The following is a 20,175-nucleotide window of genomic DNA, read 5'->3' as shown; positions in this document are numbered from 1 at the left end:
TCCGACTTCGCCGACGGGCCGTCCGCCGCCGCCGCGGCCGACGAGACGCCCGCCGCCGGCGGCCCTGGTGTCCCGGCCGCCCGCGAGTTGCCGGCCGACGCGACGCCGGGCGGCGCCGCTTCCCCCGGGGCGGCGCCGGTGGCCGGGCCGGCGGTGCCGGACCGGCCGGGCGACCACTGGGACCGCCGGGTGGCCAGAGGGCTCGCGTTCCTACGCCGCCGACTCTCCGGCGACTACGAGGTCGACGAGTTCGGCTTCGATCCCGAGATCACCGAGTCCGTCTTCCACCCGCTGCTGCGGTTGCTCTACCGGGACTGGTTCCGCACCGAGGTGACCGGCCTGGAGCACGTCCCCGCCGAGGGCGCCGGCCTGGTGGTCGGCAACCACTCCGGCACCGTGGCGCTGGACGCGCTGATCCTCGCCGCCGCGCTGCACGACCAGCACCCGGCCCGCCGCTACCTGCGGCTGCTCGGCGCCGACCTGGTCTTCCGGATGCCGGTGGTCTCCGAGATCGCCCGCAAGACCGGCGGAACCGTCGCCTGCAACCCGGACGCCGAGCGGCTGCTCGGCAACGGCGAGCTGGTCGGCGTCTTCCCGGAGGGCTTCAAGGGCATCGGCAAGCTCTACTCCGAGCGCTACAAGCTGCAACGCTTCGGTCGGGGTGGGTTCGTCTCGGCGGCGCTGCGCACCGGCACTCCCATCGTGCCGGTCGCCATCGTCGGCGGCGAGGAGACCTATCCGATGCTGGCCGACATCAAGCCCCTGGCGCGGCTGCTCAAGCTGCCCTACTTCCCGGTCACCCCGACCTTCCCCTGGCTGGGGCCGCTGGGCGTGGTGCCGCTGCCCAGCAAGTGGATGATCGAGTTCTGCCCGCCGATCCCCACGGCACACCTGACGGACTCCGCCGACGATCCGCTGGTCGTGTTCAACCTGGCCGACCAGGTGCGGGAGACCATCCAGCAGACCCTGCACCACCTGCTGGAGCGCCGCCCGGACCCGTTCGGCCCGTGACGCGGCCGAGCGCCGCCGGCGGGCGGCGTGGTCAGCCGTCGCGGCGGCGCCGGTGCAGCGCCAGCCCCGCGGTGACCGCCCCGGCGAGCAGGCCGGCCGCCGCGGTGGACGGCACGGCGATCATGACCGCCCGGCGGCCGGTGCGGAAGTCGCGTACGTCCCAGCCGCGCTGCCGGGCCTCCCTCAGCAGGGCCGCGTCGGGGTTCACGGCCACGCCCCGGCCCACCGAGGAGAGCATCGGCAGGTCGTTGCACGAGTCGCTGTAGGCCGTGCAACGACCCAGGTCCAGCCCTTCCACCGCGGCGAGCTGCGCGACCGCCTCGGCCTTGGCCGGGCCGTGCATCAGGTCGCCGACGAGCCGACCCGTGTACGCGCCGTCGACCATCTCGGCGACCGTGCCGACCGCGCCGGTCAGGCCCAGCCGGGCGGCGATCACCCTGCCGATCTCCACGGGGGCGGCGCTGACCAGCCAGACCCGCTCGCCGGCGTCCAGGTGGCGTTGGGCCAGCCGGCGGGTGCCGCCCCAGATCCGGGGCGCCATCAGTTCGTCGAAGATCTCCTCCGCGAGGCGCTCCACGTCGTCCACCCGCCAGCCCTCGACGAAGGCGAGGGCGGCCTCCTTCGCCTGCGACATGTCCCCGGCGTGCTCGGTGGCCAGCAGCCGGAACCGCAACTGCTGCCAGCCGAACCGGGCCAGGTCGGCGGCGGTGAAGTACTTGCGGGCGGCGAGCCCTCGGGCGAACCAGTAGATCGACGCGCCCTGCATCATCGTGTTGTCGACGTCGAAGAAGGCCGCCGCGGTCGGATCCGGCACCGGGGGCGTCAGGCCGGTCTCCGCCCAGCCGGCGGTGTGGCCGTGGGCGTCGGTGCTGACCGTCACCTTGCGGCTGCGGGCCACGCGACCTCCCTCCGCTCGACCGGCGCGGCGTGTTGCCATCCGCGAGGGTAGCCGGGGCCCGGTGGCCGACGGCCGCCCGACGGGGCAACTGTGGCGCGGACGTCTCGGCCGGGCCGGGGGAGGCGCCGGTCAGCGGCCGCCGGGGCAGGAGGCCGGAGCCGGCCCGAGCGTGTCGCTGCCGAGAGGGGCGGGCAGGCCGCACGCGATCGCCGCGCGCAGTGCGTCGGAGCGCTTGCGGGCCGCGTCGAGCAGGGCGATCGAGCGGCGCGCCCGCTCGCGGTCGGCCCGGGAGGCGTCGTCGAGAAGACCCCCGACCGCCCGCCGCTGGCCGGTGAGGAAGGCGTTGACCGCGTCCAGCGCCGCCGGGTCCGAGCGCTGCGCCGCGGCGGTGGTCAGCAGGCGTACGCCCTGGCGGGTGTCGGCGTCCATGTCGTCCAGCACGGCGCTGAAGCCGCCCTCGTCGCCGCGCAACGAGGCGGCCTCGGCCAGCCGGGTGCGGGCGAAGCCCAGGAACAGCTGACCCCGGCTGACGTCCGAGCTGGCCAGCGCGAGCTGGGCGCGTTCGGTGGAGCGCTTCATGCCGTACAGCGCGTCGCCGGGGACCGCGTTCTCACTGGCGGCCGAGATGCCGGAGAGGGCCACGGCGCCGGCCGCGACGCCGACCAGGATGGCGCCCCGGGCGCGGGCCCGACGGGCGGTGACCGCCGGCAGCAGCCGGTTCCGGCCCGCCTCGGCGGTGGAGCGGCGGGACGCCGGCTCGGTCGTGGCGGCCGGGGCCCCGATGCCCTCACGCTCGGCGGTGGCCAGCAGCATGGCTCGCAGTCCGGTGCGGAACTCCGGGTCCACCGCCACGTCGGGCGGAGCCGCGTGGAGCCGCCGTCCGACCCCGACGAGCACGGCCAACTGGTCGTCGGCCCGGGAACGGACGTGGTGCCGTCGGCCCCCGCTGGCCTCGTCGAGAAGCTGCGCGAAGCGCTCCGCGCGCCGGCGGGAGAAGAGGTAGCTGTCCACCGCGGGCACCTCCTCTCGCTGGTCGCGACCGGTCGGCCGCTGTCGTAGCCAGCGACCGGTGACGGCTCGACACCACGGACGAACGTCGTGGCCGGCCGCGCTGCCGGACCCTGGGGGCCCGGGGAGCCGGGGCTACCACCGGTCGCACCCGGAGAAACGGTCCGTACCTGGCGGGGGTTACGGGGCCGGCGGAGGCGAAATCACGGAAAGTGATCGCCGTCCCGGCGTGACGACGGCGCTGAGCTGCGCGTACGTCGAGCGGCGACCGTCGGCCGCCCCCGCGGGACTACGGCTGGAAGCCGGCCGGGAGCAGCCGCGCCAGCGCCCGCACCGCGCGGTACTGGAGTGCCTTGATGGCGCCCTCGTTCTTGCCCATCGCGCGGGCCGTCTCGGCCACCGAGAAGCCCTGGAGGAAGCGCAGCACGATGCACTCCTGCTGCTCCGGGTTGAGCTGCTTGACGGCGCTGAGCAGGGCGACGTTGGTGATGTGCTCGACCACCGCCGCCTCCGGGCTGCCCTCGGGGCCCCGGTCCTCCCGGTCGGCGTCCAGCACGTCGCCGGTGGTGACCTCCAGCCGGTAGCGGCCGGACTTGAAGTGGTCCGCCACCAGGTTGCGGGCGATGGTCACCAGCCAGGCGCCCAGGTCGCGCCCCTGCCAGGTGAAGCTGCCGATCCGCTTGAGGGCCCGCAGGAAGGTGTCGGAGGTGAGGTCCTCGGCGAGCTGACGGTTGCCCACCCGGAAGTAGACGAACCGGAACACGGTGTCGACGTACCGGTCGTAGATGAGCCCGAACGCCTCGGTCTCGCCGGCCTGGGCGCGCTCGACCAGCCCCCAGACCTCGGTGGCGGGATCGGACGGGTCAGGCCGGCTGGGGAAGCCCGTCGAGGCGTTGATCGGCGCGGCGGCGGCCGGCACCGCCGGAAGGACCGCCGTCTCGGGGCCCGACGGGTCGGGGCCGGTGGACGGTTCCGTGCCGCGGCGGCCCTGCGCCGGCATGGTGGGGCGGCCGGGGGCCACGACCCGGCCACCGGCCGGCTTCGCGTTGCCTCCCGGCGTCGCGCTGCGCGGCGGCGGTTCGTTGTGCGGCCGGTGGCGGGTCCGGCTCGGCGCGCCCTCCCCCCGCGTGGTGAGGCTGCCGGTGTCGTCCAGCGGACCCCGGGCGGCGGGCCGCTCGTTGACCGGGACGCGGGCCGCCGGACTGGTCAGGCCGAGTGGCCGGTCCGCGTAACCGAAGGTGGTCACCGTGCCGCCTCCGTTCCGCCGGACGGCGTCGAGGCCGCCCGGCCGGCGCGGCCGGGCAGGGCTGGCTCGGGGTGTGCCGACGGGCGGCAGATCCCCTTGAGGTGCTGGTCCAATGCGCTCACAGGCACGGGGGCCTCCTCGGGCTGAGGGGTGTCGACTCACGGCAAATGGGGTGAGCCGACCCGAGTGATGATAGGGCCAACGTCACCCACGCGTGGCAAGTCCGTTACACAGGGCGGAAGTATTTCCCGCCGCGTCGCACCGCTGGCGGACCCGTTGTCCGTCGCGTGCGGTTGACTTTCGCGATGGGCGGTGGATGCGAAGGAAATTCCAGCTCAGGGCGCATGTGTCCGGTCCGCGGCGGTGCGTCGGCGCGGGCGTCGACTGGGGGCCGGGCGGGCCGCCGCTCGGCCCCGGTGTCGTCCTGTGGCCGGGACCGGCCCGTCTCGCCGCCGCGTCCTGATCGTCCTGTCGACGGGACTTCCCCCGCCCGGTCGTCCCACCGGACGCGAAGCCCCGGCCGCCCCGCCGCGGGCATGGCCCGGGGGCCCGCGCTGTGCCAGACTCAGCCACCGTGCAGGACGCAATCGACAGCGCCGCGCCGACCCTCGTCGAGCGGCTCCACCGGGCGGCCGTCGCCCACGGCGACCGGCCCGCGCTGCGCTGGCGCGAGCAGACGCTGACCTGGTCCGAACTGGACGCCTCGGTCACGGCCACCGCCCACGCCCTGGCGGCCCTGGCCCGCCCCCCGTCGGGCACCGACCGGCACCCGCCCCGGGTGGCCGTCGCGCTCGGCAACACGCCCGACTTCGTGGTGGGCTGCCTGGCCGCGCTGCGGGCCGGGCTGGTCGCCGTGCCGGTCAACCCCGGCCTCACCGCCCCCGAACTGCGGCACCTGCTGGCCGACTCCGGTGCCTCGGTGTTGATCTGCACCGAGCCGGTGCGGGGCCTGGTCGCCGGCGTCGCCGGGGAACTGCCCGCGCTCGCCGTCGTGCGGACGGCACCGCCGGTCGCCGACGGTGGCCCCGCGTTCCCCCGACGAGGCGGCGACGACCTGGCGCTGCTGCTCTACACCTCCGGCACCGAGGGGCGGCCGAAGGGCGCGATGCTGACGCACCGGGCGTTGGCGGCCAACCACGATCAGGTCGCCCGGATCGACCCGCCGGTCCTCGGCCCGGACGACGTCGTGCTGCTCGCCCTGCCGCTGTTCCACGCGTACGGGCTGAACGCGGGGCTGGGCGCGGTCGTCCACCATGGCGCGACCGGGGTGCTCGTCGACGACCTCGGCCCCGACGCCGGGCTCGCCGAGATCGCCCGGCGCCGGGTGACCGTGCTGGTCGGCGTACCGTCGATGGTCGCCGCCTGGTCCACCGCGGACGCCGCCGCCCTCGCCGCGGCGACGACGTCGGTGCGGGTCGTGGTCTGCGGCGCGGCGCCGCTGGCACCGGCCGACGCCACGCGCTTCGCCCAGGCCGCCGCCCGCCCGGTGCACGTCGGGTACGGCCTGACCGAGACCGCGCCGGTGCTGACCTCGACCCTCGTCGGCGGCGAGCCGAAGGCCGGCTCGATCGGCCGCCCGCTGCCCGGCGTCGAGGTGCGGCTGGTCGGGCCGGACGGGGCCGACCTCTGGCGCGACGGGGTGACCGAGCCGGACGACGACGCCGACGAGATGGACCTCTCCGACGTCACGCCGGGCACCGACCCCGGCCAGATCGTGGTGCGCGGGGCGAACCTCTTCTCCGGCTACTGGCCGGACGGCCGGGGCGGGCCGGACGCCGACGGCTGGTGGGCGACCGGCGACGTGGCGTACGCCGATTCCGACGGCGACCTCTTCCTGGTCGACCGGATCGGCGAGCTGATCCTGGTCAACGGCTTCAACGTCTACCCGCACGAGGTCGAGCTGGTGCTCTCCGCGCACCCGGGGGTGGCGGAGTCGGCGGTACTGGGTGTGCCGCACCCACGGACGGGCGAGACTGTCCGGGCGTACGTGGTGCCGGCGCCGGGGCGTCCGGTGACCGGCGAGGAGCTCCTCGCCCACTGCGCCCGCAACCTGGCCCGGTTCAAGTGCCCGACCGCCGTCGAGTTCGTCGACGAGTTGCCGCACTCGGTGATCGGGAAGGTACGCAAGACCCTGCTCCGGCCGGTGTCGACCCCGGGGGGCCCGGTGCCGTCCCCGGCGGCGTCGCCGGAGACCCGCCCGCCGGCCCCGGCCGGCACCAGCACGACGGAGGAGACCGATGCGTGAGCCCCGACTCACCCTGATCACCCGCCCCGGCTGCCACCTGTGCGACGACGCGAAGCTGGCGCTGGACCGGGTGGTGGCGGTCACCGGCGACCGGTGGAACGAGAAGGACGTCACCGACGACGTCGAGCTGGAACGCGAGTACGGCGACCGGCTGCCGGTGGTGCTCCTCGACGGCAAGGAGCACGGCTACTGGCGGGTGGAGGAGGAGCGGCTGCTGCGGGACCTGACCACCCCGCAGCTGTAGCGCCGGGCGCTATGGTGCTGCGATGACCCCTGCGCGCAACCACCTGGTGTGGGACTGGAACGGCACCCTGTTCAACGACCTGAGCCTGGTGGTCGCCTCCACGAACGTCGCCATCGCCAGCGTCGGCGGGCCGACCGTGACCGCCGACGAGCACCGGGTACGGTTCCGCCGCCCCGTCGCCGACTACTACGCGGAGCTGCTCGGCCGGGCGGTCGACGACGACGCGTTCGGCCGGCTGGACCGGATCTTCCACGACGCGTACCGCACCGGGCTGACCACCTGCCAGCTGGCGCAGGACGCCACGGTCGCGATGGCGGCGTGGCCGGGCAGCCAGTCCCTGCTGTCCATGTGGTTCCACGAGGAGCTGGTGCCGACCGTGTGGACGTACGGCCTCGCCGGGCACTTCGTCCGGGTGGACGGGCTGCGGGCGAGCGTCGGCGGCGACCGCAAGGCCGAGTCGCTCCGCCGGCACCTGGCCGAGCTCGGCGTGGACGGCCGGGACGTGGTGCTGATCGGCGACTCCGTCGACGACGCCGACGCCGCCGTGTCGGTGGGGGGCCGCGCCGTCCTCTACACCGGCGGGTTCACCGACCCGGCGCGGCTGCGCGCCGCCGGCCACCCGGTTGCCGACACCCTCACCGAGGCGGTCGCCCTGGCGGCCACCCTGCCCTGACGGTGCCGGCGGGGCCGCTCGCCCCGGCGGTCAGTTGCGCAGGTAGGCGAGGACGGCCAGGACCCGTCGGTGCTGCTCCGTGTCGGGCGGCAGCTGGAGCTTGGTGAAGATGTTGCGGACGTGCTTCTCGACGGCGCCGTCGCTGACCACCAGCGTCCTCGCGATCGCGGTGTTGGAGCGTCCCTCGGCCATCAGCGCGAGCACCTCGCGTTCGCGCGGGGTCAGCTCCCGCAGCGGGTCGTCGCGCCGCCGCCGGGCGAAGAGCTGCCCGACCACCTCGGGGTCGAGCACCGTGCCGCCGGCCGAGACCCGGTCCAGCGCGTCGAGGAACTCGTCGATCGCGGCCACCCGGTCCTTCAGCAGGTAGCCGATCCCACCGCCGCCCCCGCCGCCGGTGGTGGCGAGCAGGTCGTCGGCGTACGACACCTCGACGTACTGGGAGAGGACCAGGATCGGGGTGCGGGGCACCAGCCGCCGCGCCTCCACCGCCGCGCGCAGCCCCTCGTCGGTGTGCGACGGCGGCATCCGGACGTCGACGATCGAGACGTCCGGCCGATGGGCCACCACCGCCGCCACCAGCGCGTCGCCGTCGGCGACGGCGGCCACCACCTCGTGCCCGCACTCGGTGAGCAGCCGTACCAGCCCCTCCCGGAGCAGCACCGCGTCGTCCGCGATCACGATCCGCATGGGCCTGTCTACCACGCGCGGCTCACAGCGGGAGTTCCGCGCGGATCGCGGTGGGCCCGCCGGCGGGGCTGGCCACCGAGAGCCGGCCCCCGGCGGCGCGGACCCGGTCGGCGATGCCGACCAGCCCGTGCCCCTTCGCCAGGTGGGCGCCGCCCTGCCCGTCGTCGTCGACGTCGACCACCAGCCGCCCGTCCCGCCGGGCCACGGTGACCCGGCACTCGGTCGCCCGGCTGTGCTTTGCGACGTTGGTCAGCGCCTCCGCCACCACGAAGTACGCGGTGCTCTCCACCGCCGGTTCGAGCCGGCCCGCCGGGCTGGCCAGCTCCGGGTCCACCCGCAGCTCGATCGGGATGAGGCCGCGCCCGGCCAGGGCCGCCAGGGCGCTGGGCAGGCCCCGGTCGACCAGGATCGGCGGCGCGATGCCCCGGGACAGGGCGCGCAGCTCGGCGAGCGTCTCCCGGGTCTGGGTGACCGCCTCGTCCAGCGTCCGCCCGGCGGCCTCCGGGTCGGTGGCGAGTTGCTGCCGGGCCCGGCTGAGGTCCATCGCGAGCCGCACCAGACGCTGCTGCGGGCCGTCGTGGATGTCGCGTTCCAGCCGGCGCAGCGCGCTCGCCTCGGCGGAGACGGCGGCCCGCTTCTGCTCCTCCAGCACGGTGATCCGGTTGCGCATCTCGGCCACGCCGGTGAGCAGGGCCCGGCCGAAGCCGGCCTCGAGCAGGGCGCAGCCGCGGGCCACGATCGGCAACGTGATCAGGAAGAACAGCCCGATCGCGGTGTGCAGCCCGATCCGGGCGATGGTCGAGTCGCCCAGGCCGAGGAGGTGGGGGAGGCCGACGTCGTCCGGGCCGCCGTGCGGCAGCGTCCAGTCGTACGCCCAGTAGAGGGTGCCGGCGACGGCGCCGGCCCACCAGACCAGCGTGACCACGAAGGTGATGACGGCCACGATCAGCTTCAGGATGCCGTGCGCCAGGTCGAGCCAGGACTGCGCGTCCCCCATCGGTACGAAGATCCGCCGCCACGCGCTCGCCCCGGGCTCGGGGAGCCGGTACTGCGGGCGGATGCGGGACTGGTGGAGCACGGCGGGCAGGCGGAGGCGCTCGATGTCGGCGAGCCCCCGGGCGGCGTGGAGGGTGCCGCTGAGGATCGGCAGCCCGATCACCGTGACCATCAGGCCGAGCCCGGCCGCCAGGCCGACCAGCAGGACGACGAAGCTGGCCAGGGCCAGCGGGAGGCCCAGCAGCACGTAGCCGGAGTCCAGCAGGAGCTGGCGGGAGATGGTCGGCGCCGACACGGGCTGGTCGGCGGCGACGGGTACGGCGGTCATGCCATGAGGCTAGGCAGCCCGGGGGCCCCGACCCATCCCGCCGACCCGCCTCCGCACGTAGGGCTGTCCCTACCGTGACCGGGTCGTGGGCGAGCCGTGGCCGCGTGATTGGTCAGAGAAGTCGTAATTGAGCAATAATCGTCGCGGCCAGCTCCGTCGCCGGCATCCGGTGACCGCGACGCCGACGGAGGCAAGCTGGATCGATCTTGCGGAATTGGAGGGGCTGGTGAAGCCGCGTCGCGCGCTGTCAAGATCGCGATTTGTGCACGCGTTCACAAGCGCCTACTCTGTAATTCCGACGCGCCCTGCTAGCACAGCCGGCAATCTCGGTCGCCAGCGGGAGTCCCGAAACGGCCGGCCGGTGGAGTTGGCCGAGGATCGCACCGCACGGAGTCTCATGAGTCAGCACCGTCACCCTGGCGCGCCCGGCCACGCCGGTGCCGTACCGGCGCTCCCGGACCTGCCCGAGGCGACCGTCGCGCGGCTCCCCGAATACCTCCGTGCTCTGCACAATCTCGCCGAAACCGGGCACGAAACCGTCTCCAGCGAGGGGCTGGCCAGCGCCGCCGGGGTGAACTCCGCCAAGCTCCGCAAGGACCTCTCGCACCTCGGCTCGTACGGCACCCGCGGCGTCGGCTACGACGTGGGGCTGCTGGTCGACCAGATCGAGTACGTGCTCGGGCTCACCCAGCGCCGGGGGGTCGCCCTGGTCGGCGTGGGTAATCTCGGTCACGCCCTGGCCGGCTACGACGGCTTCGCCAGCCGCGGCTTCCGGATCGCCGCGCTCTTCGACGCCGACCCCGGACGGGTCGGCGAGGAGATCAACGGGCTGGTCGTACGGCACATCGACGAGCTGCCCCGGGTCGCCGTCGAGGAGGCCATCGCCATCGGCGTGATCGCCACCCCGGCCCCGGCCGCCCAGGCGGTGGCCGACCAGCTCGTCGCCGTCGGTGTGACGAGCATCCTGAACTTCGCCCCGTGCGTACTCTCGGTTCCGGAAGGGGTCGACGTGCGCAAGGTGGACCTCGCCATCGAGCTGCAGATCCTGTCCTTTCACGAGCACCGCAAGGCATCGCTGACCGCGCTCCCCGCCACCGGTGGATCCGCCCTCACCGCCCTGCCCGGGGGGCTCGCCGTCACCGACACGCAGGAGGCGATCGGCACGTGAAACTGCTCGTCGTAGGCGCGTCCTACCGCACCGCTCCCGTCGCCACGCTGGAGCAGCTCGCGGTCGGTCCCGCAGACCTCACCCGCACCCTGGACCGCCTGGTCGCCCAGCCGTACGTGACCGAGGCCGTGCTCGTCTCCACCTGCAACCGGGTGGAGGTCTACGCCGCCGTGTCCGGTTTCCACGGTGGTCTCGGCGACATCTGCGCGGTGCTGGCCGCGCAGGCCGGATGCCAGCCGGCCGCGCTCGCCAACAACCTCTACGTGCACTTCGACGCCGCCGCCGTCGAGCACGTCTTCCGGGTCGCGGCCGGGCTCGACTCGATGGTGGTCGGCGAGGCGCAGATCCTCGGCCAGCTCCGTGACGCCTACCACTCGGCGACCGGGGCCGACACCGCCGGGCGGCTGCTGCACGAGCTGATGCAGCAGGCGCTGCGGGTCGGCAAGCGGGCGCACGCCGAGACCGGCATCGACCGGGCCGGCCAGAGCGTGGTGACCGCCGCGCTGGAGATGGCCGCCGAGCACCTCGACGGCGACCTGACCGGCCGCCCCGCGCTGGTGGTCGGGGCGGGCGCCATGGGCTCGCTGGGCGTCGCGACGCTCTCCCGGCTGGGCGCCGGGCCGCTCACCGTCACCAACCGGGGCGCCGCCCGCGCCGTCCGGCTGGCCGAGGCGTACGGGGCCAGCGCGACGCCGATGGCGGAGCTGACCACCGCGCTCTCCACAGTGGACATCGTAGTCGCCGCCACCGCGGCCACCGAACCGGTCCTCACCCGGGAGGTCGTCACCCGGGCGCTCGCCGGGCGGGACCCCGGTCGGGGGCCGCTGGTCCTGCTCGACCTGGCCGTGCCCCGCGACGTGGCGGCCGGCGTCGCCGAGCTGCCCGGCGTCGAGGTGATCGACATCGACCGGATGGCGGGGCTGCTCGCCGACGGTCCCGCCGCCGCCGACGCCGCGGCCGTCGAGCGGATCGTGACCGGCGAGGTCGACGCCTTCCTCACCTGGCTGCGCGGGGCCGACGTGGCGCCCACCGTGGCCGCCCTGCGTGGCCGCGCGGACGACGTCGTCGGCGCCGAGCTGCGCCGTCTCGCCCAGCGCCGCCCGGACCTGACCGACGACCAGCGCGCCGAGGTGGCCCGCACGGTGCACCGGGTCGTCCAGCGGCTGCTGCACCAGCCCACGGTCCGGGTCCGCCAGCTCGCCGCCGAACCCGGCGGCGACCAGTACGCGGCCCTGCTGCGCGAGCTGTTCGACCTCCAGGTGCCGCAGAGCTCCCCGGTCGACAGCGTTCCGGACATCTCGGCCGGCGACGCCGCGCCCCCCTTCGGCCTCGCCGGTCTGCCGCCCTCCGTGGGCCTCGCCGGCATGCCGCCGCCCCTCGGCCTCGCCGACATGCCGCCGTCGGCCGGTCCCGCCGACCTCCCGCCCACCGGAGGTGAGCGATGAGCACGCCCCTGCGCCTCGGTACCCGGGGCAGCAAACTCGCCATGGCCCAGTCCGGCCACGTCGCCGAGGCCCTGACCGCCGCGACGGGCCGCCCGGTCGAGCTGGTCGAGGTGGTGACCGCCGGGGACCGCTCCTCGGCGCCGGTGCACCGCCTCGGCGTCGGCGTGTTCGTCTCCGCCCTGCGTGACGCGCTGACCGCCGGCACCATCGACTTCGCGGTGCACTCCTACAAGGACCTGCCCACCGCGGCGGCGGCCGGGCTGCACGTCGCGGCGGTGCCGACCCGGCAGGACCCGCGGGACGCGCTGGTCGCCACGGACGGTCGGACGCTCGCCGAGCTGCCGTCCGGCGCGACCGTGGGTACCGGCGCGCTGCGCCGCATCGCCCAGCTGCACGCCCTCGGGATGCAACTGGAGGTCACCCCGATCCGGGGCAACGTCGACAGCCGCCTCGCGCGGGTGCTCGGCCCGGACGCCGACATGGACGCCGTCGTCCTGGCCCGGGCCGGGCTGGCCCGGATCGGGCGGGCCGACGTGATCACCGAGACGCTCGATCCGATGCTGATGCTGCCCGCGCCCGCCCAGGGCGCGCTGGCGGTGGAGTGCCGGGCCGACGACACGCACCTGGTCGAGCTGCTCGCCGTGCTCGACCACGCACCGTCCCGCGCCGCGGTCACCGCGGAGCGGGCGCTGCTGGCCACCCTGGAGGCCGGATGCTCCGCTCCGGTCGCCGCCTACGCCGTCGTCGCCGAAGGAGAGCCGACCGGCTCGGGTGTCGAGGGCGACGTCGTCCAGGAGATCTATCTGCGCGGGGCGGTGATCAGTCCGGACGGCACGAGAGACATCCGGCTGTCCCGTACCGGAACGCTCGCCGACGCGGCGGAGATCGGCAAGGCACTCGCCGCCGAACTCCTCGACCTCGGCGCCGACTCGATCCTCGGCCAGGATGGACACGCCGGCCCGGGGACCCAGCAATTTGGGAGCACAGAATGACCCGCACCCGTAAGCCCGTAGGCCGTATCGCCTTCGTCGGGGCCGGTCCCGGCGACCCGGGCCTGCTGACCCGCCGGGCGCACGACGCCCTGGTCGACGCCGACCAGGTGGTGTACGACCGGGGAGTCCCCGAGTCGCTGCTCGACGCCGTGCGCGCCCAGGCCCGCTCCGACGCCGAGTTCACCCCGGCGGAGGGCGCGCCGGGTGACGTGGCGAAGGTGCTGATCTCGGCGGCCCGGTCCGGGCTGAACGCGGTGCACCTGGTCGCCGGCGACCCGTTCGGCCACGAGTCGGTGGTCAAGGAGGTGCAGGCGGTCGCGCGGACCGCCGCGCACTTCGAGGTGGTTCCCGGCGTCGGGCAGGCCGAGGGCGTGGCGACCTACGCGGGCGTGCCGCTGCCGGGCGTACGCACCGCCGCCGACGTCGAGGACGTCGGCACGCTGGACTTCGACGCGCTGGCCGCGGCCGTCGGCCGGGGCTCTCTGGCCCTGGCCGTGGACGCCGGTGACCTCGCCGCGATCCGGGACGGGCTGCTCGCCGCCGGGGTGGAGGGCACCACCGGCGTCGGGGTGACCGGGGACGGCACCGGCGAGACGCAGTACACCACCACGTCGACGGTGGACTCGTTCGTCGCGGCGGCGCTCGGCTTCACCGGCCGCGTGGTGCTCACCGTCGGCGAGGGCGTCGGCCAGCGGGACAAGCTGAGCTGGTGGGAGAACCGCCCGCTGTACGGCTGGAAGGTCCTCGTGCCCCGCACCAAGGAGCAGGCCGGCGTGATGAGCGCCCGGCTGCGCGCGTACGGGGCCATCCCCTGCGAGGTGCCGACGATCGCGGTCGAGCCGCCGCGCACCCCGGCCCAGATGGAGCGGGCGGTCAAGGGTCTGGTCGACGGCCGGTACGCCTGGGTCATCTTCACCTCCGTCAACGCGGTCCGCGCGGTCTGGGAGAAGTTCGCCGAGCACGGCCTGGACGCCCGGCACTTCGGAGGCGTCAAGATCGCCTGTATCGGCGAGGCGACCGCCGACGCCGTCCGCGCGTTCGGCATCCAGCCCGAGCTGATCCCGTCGGGGGAGCAGTCCTCCGACGGGCTGCTGGCCGAGTTCTCGCCACACGACGAGATCCTCGACCCGGTCGGGCGGGTGCTGCTGCCGCGCGCCGACATCGCCACCGAGACGCTCGCCGCCGGGCTCACCGAGCGCGGCTGGGAGGTCGACGACGTGACCGCCTACCGGACCGTCCGGGCCGCCCCGCCGCCCGCCGAGATCCGGGACGCGATCAAGTCGGGTGGCTTCGACGCGGTGCTCTTCACGTCCAGCTCCACGGTGCGCAATCTGGTGGGTATCGCGGGGAAGCCGCACGCCCGTACCGTTGTTGCAGTGATCGGGCCCAAGACGGCGGAGACGGCGACGGAGTTCGGCCTGCGGGTCGACGTGCAGCCGCCGCACGCCTCGGTCCCCGATCTGGTGGAGGCGCTCGCCGCCTACGCCGTCGAGCTGCGCGAGAAGCTCGCCGCCATGCCGGCGAAGCAGCGCCGCGGCTCGAAGGTGCAGGGGCCGACCGCGTTGAGGTTCCGGTAGCCGTAGCAGGAGGCCCGTGATGTCCTACCCCGAGATGCGGCCCCGCCGGCTGCGCCGCGACCCGGCGATCCGGCGGCTGGTCTCCGAGACCCGCGTCGACCCGGCCGAGCTGGTCGTGCCGATGTTCGTCAAGGAGGGGTTGACGGAGCCACGGGCGATCACGTCGCTCCCGGGGGTGCTCCAGCACTCCCGGGACTCGCTCCGCAAGGCCGCGGCCGAGGCGGTCCAGGCGGGCGTGGGCGGCATCATGCTCTTCGGCGTCCCGGAGCGACGGGACGCCACCGGAGCCGGCGGCATCGACCCGGAGGGCATCCTCAACGTCGCGATCCGCGACGTCGTCGCCGAGGTGGGCGACGCCGCGGTGGTGATGAGCGACCTCTGCCTGGACGAGTTCACCTCGCACGGGCACTGCGGCCTGCTCACCGCGGACGGCGGCGTGGACAACGACGCCACGCTGGAGGCGTACGCCGAGATGGCGGTGGCCCAGGCCGCCGCCGGGGTCGGCGTGGTCGGGCCGTCCGGGATGATGGACGGCCAGGTCGGCGTGGTACGCCGGGCGCTCGACGCCGCGGGTCACCAGGACGTGGCCGTGCTGGCGTACGCCGTCAAGTACGCCTCGGCCTTCTACGGCCCGTTCCGGGAGGCGGTGGAGTCTGCCCTGGAGGGCGACCGGCGCACCTACCAGCAGGACCCGGCCAACCTGCGGGAGTCGCTGCGCGAGGTCGAGCTGGACGTCGCCGAGGGCGCCGACATGGTGATGGTCAAGCCCGCCCTGCCCTACCTCGACGTGGTCGCGGCGATCCGCGCGGCGGTGCACGTCCCGGTCGCGGCCTACCAGGTCTCCGGCGAGTACGCGATGGTGGAGGCGGCCGCCGCGAACGGCTGGATCGACCGGGAGCGGGCGATGATGGAGACGCTCACCTCGATCCGTCGGGCCGGCGCCCAGATCATCCTCACCTACTGGGCGGTCGAGGCTGCCCAGCTCCTCCGCCAGCGCTACTGACCGAGCCCCGCCCCGAGCCGGCCCCGTGGCTTGTTGCTCCCCGGCAGGCCCGGACCGCCGGGGTGCGTGCGGTGCGGTGCGTGGTGCCGTTGTCGCCGCGGGCGCGCCGCGGAGGGTCTCAGGTGGCGACGGCGGCCGGCCGGGGACGGCACCCCGGAGACGACGATCACGACGGCACTCCGATGCCCGGCGAAGCATGCCGCCGTGACGCTGAGTATCCGCCCCTGAGCGTCCACCCCACCACCCTTCGACCGCTTTGCTCTGCAGCCGCGTACGCACCACTTACCCTAAGTGTCCGTCGCGTATGCGGCTGCAGAGCAAAGCGTGCGCGAGGGGCGGTCGCCTGCCGGCGCAGCAGCCGACAAAGTCGCTGGTCACGGACGCCGAGCGCCGTAGATGGCGCGAAGCCATCCCTCTGGCGTGAGCAGCTCAATTACTGAGAGTGATGTCGGCTGAGGCATCGCCCTGTCACGCACCGTTACCGCCCCGCTTGGGCGTTTTCGTGCGCGACCGCAGGGTCGGTAGACGGCTTTTTCCACAGGTTCGGTTCGTTGTCCACAGGCGGAGCGAGCGGGGTCGCGGTAGGGCAGCCGGGGCCGGGATCGTGACGGGATGACCAACGTTTCCGGAGAACCGGAGAGCGACGGGGCCCCGGATCCAGACCGACGGCCGGGTTCCGATGAGCTGTCGGGCGATGACCGACGGGCTGGCGCTGCTGAGTCGCCCGTGATGCTGACAGAGCCGTTCGACACCCCCTGGCCGGCCGCGGGCATCGTCCGGGCGGTCCGGCGGCGCGCCAGCCTCAGCCAGCGGGAGCTGGCCCGCTGGGCGGGGGTGAACCATGCCACCGTCGGGCGGATCGAGGCGGGCCGGCTGGTGCCGAGCATCCTGCTCCTGCGCCGCGTCATCGGGGTCGCCGGATTCCGGCTGGCGGTCGTCGACGAGTTCGGGCGGGTGTTGAAGCCGATGCGGGACTGGCAGGACACCCGCGACGGGGCGGATCGCCGCTACCCCTCCCACCTGGACACCATCCTCGACCCGGAGCCGGGCGAGTGGTGGGCGGACGTCTACGGACTGGCCCGGCCGCCGGAGACGTTCTACCGCGACCGCCGGGTCCGTGACGCCATGCGGCGGCGCAGTCAGTGGGAGGTGCGGGTGGCGAAGTACCGCGGCGTGCCCCCACCGCCGCGCGTGCGCGACCCGCGCTTCCCGTGGTGAGCCGACGGCCCGCCGACCAGGAGGAATCCTGGCCGGCGGGCCGTCGTGGGGTGTGCCGGTGTGACCTCGGACGCCGGTCGCGGGCGGGGTCAGTCGTCGTCGGTGATGGTGCCCACGGCGAGCGGATCCGCCAGGCGCAGGCCCGGCACCCCGGCCACCAGCAGGTTGACCCTCTCGTCTGCCTCCCGTTTGCGGTCCCCGCGCACGGTGACCGGGAAGGCCAGCGATGTCTGCCCGGCGGCCAGGACCCTGCATCCGACGTACGGGTCGTAGTCGGCGCCGGCCTGGGCCGTGGTGCCGTACGTGGTGGCGCAGAGCAGCACCGGCTGGGACAGCGGGCGCGACACGGTGACCGTGAAGGTCAGCGGCCGGGTGCCCCGGTCGCCCTCGACCACCGTCGTGTCGCCGACGCTCAGCGACGCCCGCGAGCGGAAGCGCGCCACCTGCGGGTCGTGGTCGCTGGAACCCCGGCTGCCGTCGGCCGCGTGGTCGGCCGGCCAGTCGGCGTTGACGTGTGCGGCCCGCATCTGCACCAGGTCCCGGTGCAGCGCGCCGTTGACGAACAGGTGGTCCAGCGTCTGCGCCTGCCCCTCGAAGCTGTACGAGTAGGCGGACGACGGCGCGTCGGCGAGCAGGTCGTCCCAGAGGTTGCGCAGGCCGGCCTCGTACAGCGGCCCGAGCTGGTCCGACGGGGTGGGCGCCGCCGCCGTGGCGATGGGATCGTCGGGACGGGGGAAGACGTTCAGGTCCCCGCCGTAGACCACCCGGGCGTGCCGGTCCGACGCCTCGATCGCGGTGACGATCGCGGCGCCGTACGCGGCCTGCTCACGGCGCTGCCCGACCCGGCTGTCCGGCCCGGACGAGTAGTGGTTGCTCGCGGCCCACAGCGTGTACCGCTCCGTGGAGCCGGGCGCCGCCGCGACGGTGAACTTGCCGAGCTGCGGCGCACGGGTGAAGACGTTGTCGCCGTCCTTGCCGGTGGACGTGTCCACGTCGGCGGGGAGCACGGCGTTGAGCGCCTTCGGGTTCTGCACGTCCGCGTTGCCGGCCAGCCCCGCGCCCCGGTACTCGACGGTCGGCGCCGAGCCCAGCAGAGGGTCGGCGGCCGTGGCCTCCGCCAGCGTCACCCGGTCGGTGCGGAACAGGAACGCCGCGGTGATGCCCCGGGCGTCGGCGCCGCTGCGGTCGTACGCGGCCTGGTAGGCCGGGCCACCGGCGGCGGCGATGGCCAGCGCCAGGTCCTGGAGGCTGTCGGGCGCGCCGTCGGCGTTGTCGGTGGTGCCGCAGACCAGCGCCCCGCCGGAGACCGAGCAGATGTCCTGGTCCTCGGCCTCCTGCACCAGGATCAGGTCCGGGGAGTGCAGGTCGGTGGTGATCTGGTCGGCCAGTGCGACGAGCTGCTCGCGGTACTCCTGCTCGCTGCCGGGGACGTAGTCGAACGGCGGGCGTACGCCCGTGCAGCCGGCGTTGCCGGCGAAGTCGCAGCCGTCGAAGGGGTCGTCGCGGTAGTCGTACAGGTTCTCGACGTTGTAGGTCGCGACCGCGACCTCCTCCGACCGGTTGGCCGGCTGCGGCGGGTCGTTCCTCGACGGGTCGGCCCCGCCGGTGAACTCGGCCCGCTCGACCTGCACGCCGTACTTCTCGAACGAGTAGTAGAGCCCGCCGACGGCGTCGGCGGTCAGCGTGTCGAAGGTGCGCGCGGGCGGGAGCAGCGCGCCGCTGTCGCCCGTGGTGCCCTTGACGCCCATGCTGCCGAGCAGGATCCGCTGCCCGTTGCCGTCGTCGAAGCGCCGGCCCGGGTCGTTGTCGAGCGGGTGCGCGTCCCGGAACACCCGGCGGGCGTACGGGTCGGCGCGGTCGAGCAGCGGGTCGTCCCGGTCGATCACGAAGATCTCCGCGTCGGCGGTGGAGGCGAAGACGTTGCGCCCGCTCACCGCGCCGCTGCCGGCCCGTACCCGCAGCCGGGCGCCCTCGTGCCGCTCGAAGAAGCGCTGTGCCGCCGCCACCTCGACCGGCGGCACCGCGTCGGTCACCTGGACCTCGGCGTCCACGTCCACGCCGGAGGCGATCCGGCGGACCAGCGACGCGCCGGAGAGCTGGGTGAAGTTGAAGTACTCGGAGACCCGGGCGCGCAGCAACACCTCGTCGCCGACCGTCGGCGCGTAGCCGCCGACCAGGGTGGTGAAGGAGCCCATGAAGACGAAGACGCCGTCCGAGCTGGTCGGGTCGCCGTCGGTGGCGCCCGAGCGGCTCTGCAGGAAGAAGCCGTGCTGGTTGCGGCCCGACGAGTCGCGCGCGAGGGTCAGCTGGGTGATCACGCCGCGTACGTCGTACAGCGTGCTGCTGGTCCCGTTGCCGGACGCCGGCGCGAGCGGCGAGCGGTCGGCGGGACCGGACTCGGTGTCGGTGGTCGGGCCCTGCACCTCGCCCACGGTCAGCTCCCGGGTGACCTGCACGGTCAGGGTGCAGGTGGCGGTGCCGCCGCCGGCGTCGGTCGACGTCAGCACCACGGTGTACGCCCCGGCGGCCAGGTCGGCGCTCGTGCCGACCGTGGCCCGGGCGGTGCCGCCGACCGTCTCGGCCGGGGTGACGGCCGTGCGGCTGACGGAGCCGGTGGCCGGGACCGGGCTGACCGAGGTGACCGTGAGGTCGACGATCCGGTCGTCCGCGTCGGTGGCGGTGACCTCCCGGGTGGCCGCCGTACCGGCCGGGGTGACCAGCGCGGGGCCACAGGCGAGCGACGCCGGCGCGTCGACGGGGCCGCCCCCGTCGACGGCGTGCGCGCCGAGTCCGTCGAACGTGTCGACGGGGAAGCCGCCCCACTGGGCGGCCGGGTCGAACGTGTCGGAGGGGTCGGTGTCGCCGGACGTCACGGCGGCCGACCGGCGCAGCGTGTTGTCGGCGGTGCTGGTGACGCCGGTGCCCCACTCGGTGCCCGGGTCGACGCCGACCTGGCCGATCGAGTCGAGCACGGTGCCGCCCCGGCGCAGCACGATCGCGTCGTCGCCGTTGAACAGGCTGGCGGTCGTGGTCTGGTCGGCCCGGTCGAGGACGCCCGGCGCGGCCGAGGCGGCGGCGAGGACGAAGGCGTCGCCGGCCGCGACCGTTCCGGTCAGCGGCAGGTTCGTCGGCGTGGTGGAGCCGTTGAAGTGCAACTGGAGCTGATAGTCGCCGGCGGCCAGGTCGACGGCGGCGCCGGTGCCGTTGAACAGCTCGATCGCCTTGTTGTTCGACGAGCCTTCGACGTACTCGGAGATGAAGAGGTCGGTGGGCGCGGCGCTGGCCGCGGTGGGTGCGACGCCGACGGCCGTGACGGTCACGGCGGCGGTGGCGGTCGCTAGCGCGGCAAGGGTGCGGCGCGGGCGCATGTGGCCTCCACGATGGGCGGACGGGAACTAACGCACGTTAAGCGGAGCTGCTGACCAACGTCCATCCC

General features: G+C 74.6%; 16 protein-coding genes. 10 read left to right on the top strand and 6 right to left on the bottom strand.

Features of this window, described 5'->3' with window-relative positions; genetic code table 11:
- The first annotated feature begins 138 nt into the window (after positions 1-138).
- Positions 139-1,011, top strand: a complete 873-nt coding sequence (locus V6V16_RS12620; protein ID WP_334562194.1) for a lysophospholipid acyltransferase family protein — start codon at positions 139-141, stop codon at positions 1,009-1,011.
- Between the two features lie 31 nt (positions 1,012-1,042).
- Here V6V16_RS12620 and V6V16_RS12615 read toward each other — a convergent pair whose 3' ends face one another.
- The 3 genes from V6V16_RS12615 to V6V16_RS12605 form a co-directional block, all read right to left on the bottom strand.
- Positions 1,043-1,909, bottom strand: coding sequence for an HAD family hydrolase (locus V6V16_RS12615; protein WP_334562180.1), 867 nt, complete (start codon positions 1,907-1,909; stop codon positions 1,043-1,045).
- A gap of 129 nt (positions 1,910-2,038) precedes the next feature.
- On the bottom strand, positions 2,039-2,920 hold the full coding sequence (locus V6V16_RS12610; protein WP_334562179.1) for a DUF5667 domain-containing protein: 882 nt from the start codon (positions 2,918-2,920) through the stop codon (positions 2,039-2,041).
- Between the two features lie 286 nt (positions 2,921-3,206).
- Complete coding sequence (locus tag V6V16_RS12605; RefSeq protein ID WP_334562178.1) at positions 3,207-4,163, bottom strand: ECF subfamily RNA polymerase sigma factor, BldN family; 957 nt, start codon at positions 4,161-4,163, stop codon at positions 3,207-3,209.
- 574 nt (positions 4,164-4,737) lie between these two features.
- Here V6V16_RS12605 and V6V16_RS12600 point away from each other — a divergent pair.
- The 3 genes from V6V16_RS12600 to V6V16_RS12590 are packed head-to-tail and all read left to right on the top strand — an operon-like array spanning position 4,738 to position 7,325.
- Positions 4,738-6,408: an AMP-binding protein gene (locus tag V6V16_RS12600; protein WP_334562176.1), complete on the top strand. Its 1,671-nt coding sequence runs from the start codon at positions 4,738-4,740 to the stop codon at positions 6,406-6,408.
- Complete coding sequence (locus tag V6V16_RS12595; protein ID WP_334562175.1) at positions 6,401-6,652, top strand: glutaredoxin family protein; 252 nt, start codon at positions 6,401-6,403, stop codon at positions 6,650-6,652. The genes V6V16_RS12600 and V6V16_RS12595 overlap by 8 nt, the downstream gene beginning before the upstream one ends.
- Before the next feature lie 22 nt (positions 6,653-6,674).
- Positions 6,675-7,325 (top strand): HAD family hydrolase, encoded by a 651-nt coding sequence (locus tag V6V16_RS12590; RefSeq protein WP_334562173.1) that lies wholly within the window; start codon positions 6,675-6,677, stop codon positions 7,323-7,325.
- A gap of 30 nt (positions 7,326-7,355) precedes the next feature.
- On the opposite strand, the gene V6V16_RS12585 is transcribed toward V6V16_RS12590, so the two are convergent.
- Together V6V16_RS12585 and V6V16_RS12580 are read right to left on the bottom strand one after the other, a co-directional pair.
- Complete coding sequence (locus V6V16_RS12585) at positions 7,356-8,012, bottom strand: response regulator transcription factor (protein ID WP_334562172.1); 657 nt, start codon at positions 8,010-8,012, stop codon at positions 7,356-7,358.
- 22 nt (positions 8,013-8,034) lie between these two features.
- The gene (locus V6V16_RS12580; protein ID WP_334562171.1) at positions 8,035-9,336 is read right to left on the bottom strand and encodes a sensor histidine kinase; all 1,302 of its coding nucleotides are present in this window, start codon (positions 9,334-9,336) and stop codon (positions 8,035-8,037) included.
- Between the two features lie 397 nt (positions 9,337-9,733).
- Between V6V16_RS12580 and V6V16_RS12575 the strand changes: the two genes are divergently transcribed.
- From V6V16_RS12575 to V6V16_RS12550, 6 genes are all read left to right on the top strand, one after another.
- A complete protein-coding gene (locus tag V6V16_RS12575; protein ID WP_334562170.1) occupies positions 9,734-10,504 on the top strand; it encodes a redox-sensing transcriptional repressor Rex in 771 nt (256 codons plus the stop codon).
- Entirely contained in the window at positions 10,501-11,949 is a 1,449-nt protein-coding gene (locus tag V6V16_RS12570) for a glutamyl-tRNA reductase (protein ID WP_334562169.1), read from the top strand. The genes V6V16_RS12575 and V6V16_RS12570 overlap by 4 nt, the downstream gene beginning before the upstream one ends.
- Positions 11,946-12,941 (top strand): hydroxymethylbilane synthase, encoded by a 996-nt coding sequence (gene hemC / locus V6V16_RS12565; protein ID WP_334562168.1) that lies wholly within the window; start codon positions 11,946-11,948, stop codon positions 12,939-12,941. Before V6V16_RS12570 ends, hemC begins: the two co-directional genes overlap by 4 nt.
- Positions 12,938-14,518, top strand: a complete 1,581-nt coding sequence (locus V6V16_RS12560; RefSeq protein WP_334562167.1) for a uroporphyrinogen-III synthase — start codon at positions 12,938-12,940, stop codon at positions 14,516-14,518. The genes hemC and V6V16_RS12560 overlap by 4 nt, the downstream gene beginning before the upstream one ends.
- 19 nt (positions 14,519-14,537) lie before the next feature.
- The gene (gene hemB, locus V6V16_RS12555; RefSeq protein WP_334562166.1) at positions 14,538-15,521 is read left to right on the top strand and encodes a porphobilinogen synthase; all 984 of its coding nucleotides are present in this window, start codon (positions 14,538-14,540) and stop codon (positions 15,519-15,521) included.
- A 729-nt stretch (positions 15,522-16,250) separates the two neighbouring features.
- Positions 16,251-16,739, top strand: a complete 489-nt coding sequence (locus V6V16_RS12550) for a helix-turn-helix domain-containing protein (protein WP_334562193.1) — start codon at positions 16,251-16,253, stop codon at positions 16,737-16,739.
- 89 nt (positions 16,740-16,828) lie between these two features.
- Here V6V16_RS12550 and V6V16_RS12545 read toward each other — a convergent pair whose 3' ends face one another.
- On the bottom strand, positions 16,829-20,107 hold the full coding sequence (locus V6V16_RS12545; RefSeq protein ID WP_334562165.1) for a lamin tail domain-containing protein: 3,279 nt from the start codon (positions 20,105-20,107) through the stop codon (positions 16,829-16,831).
- Positions 20,108-20,175: the final 68 nt, after the last annotated feature.

The organism is Micromonospora sp. CPCC 205561 (assembly GCF_036906775.1).
In the GTDB taxonomy this organism is placed as follows: Bacteria; Actinomycetota; Actinomycetes; order Mycobacteriales; family Micromonosporaceae; genus Micromonospora.
Note: the sequence above shows the minus strand (reverse complement) of the source record. Positions and strands in the feature narration are given on the sequence as shown.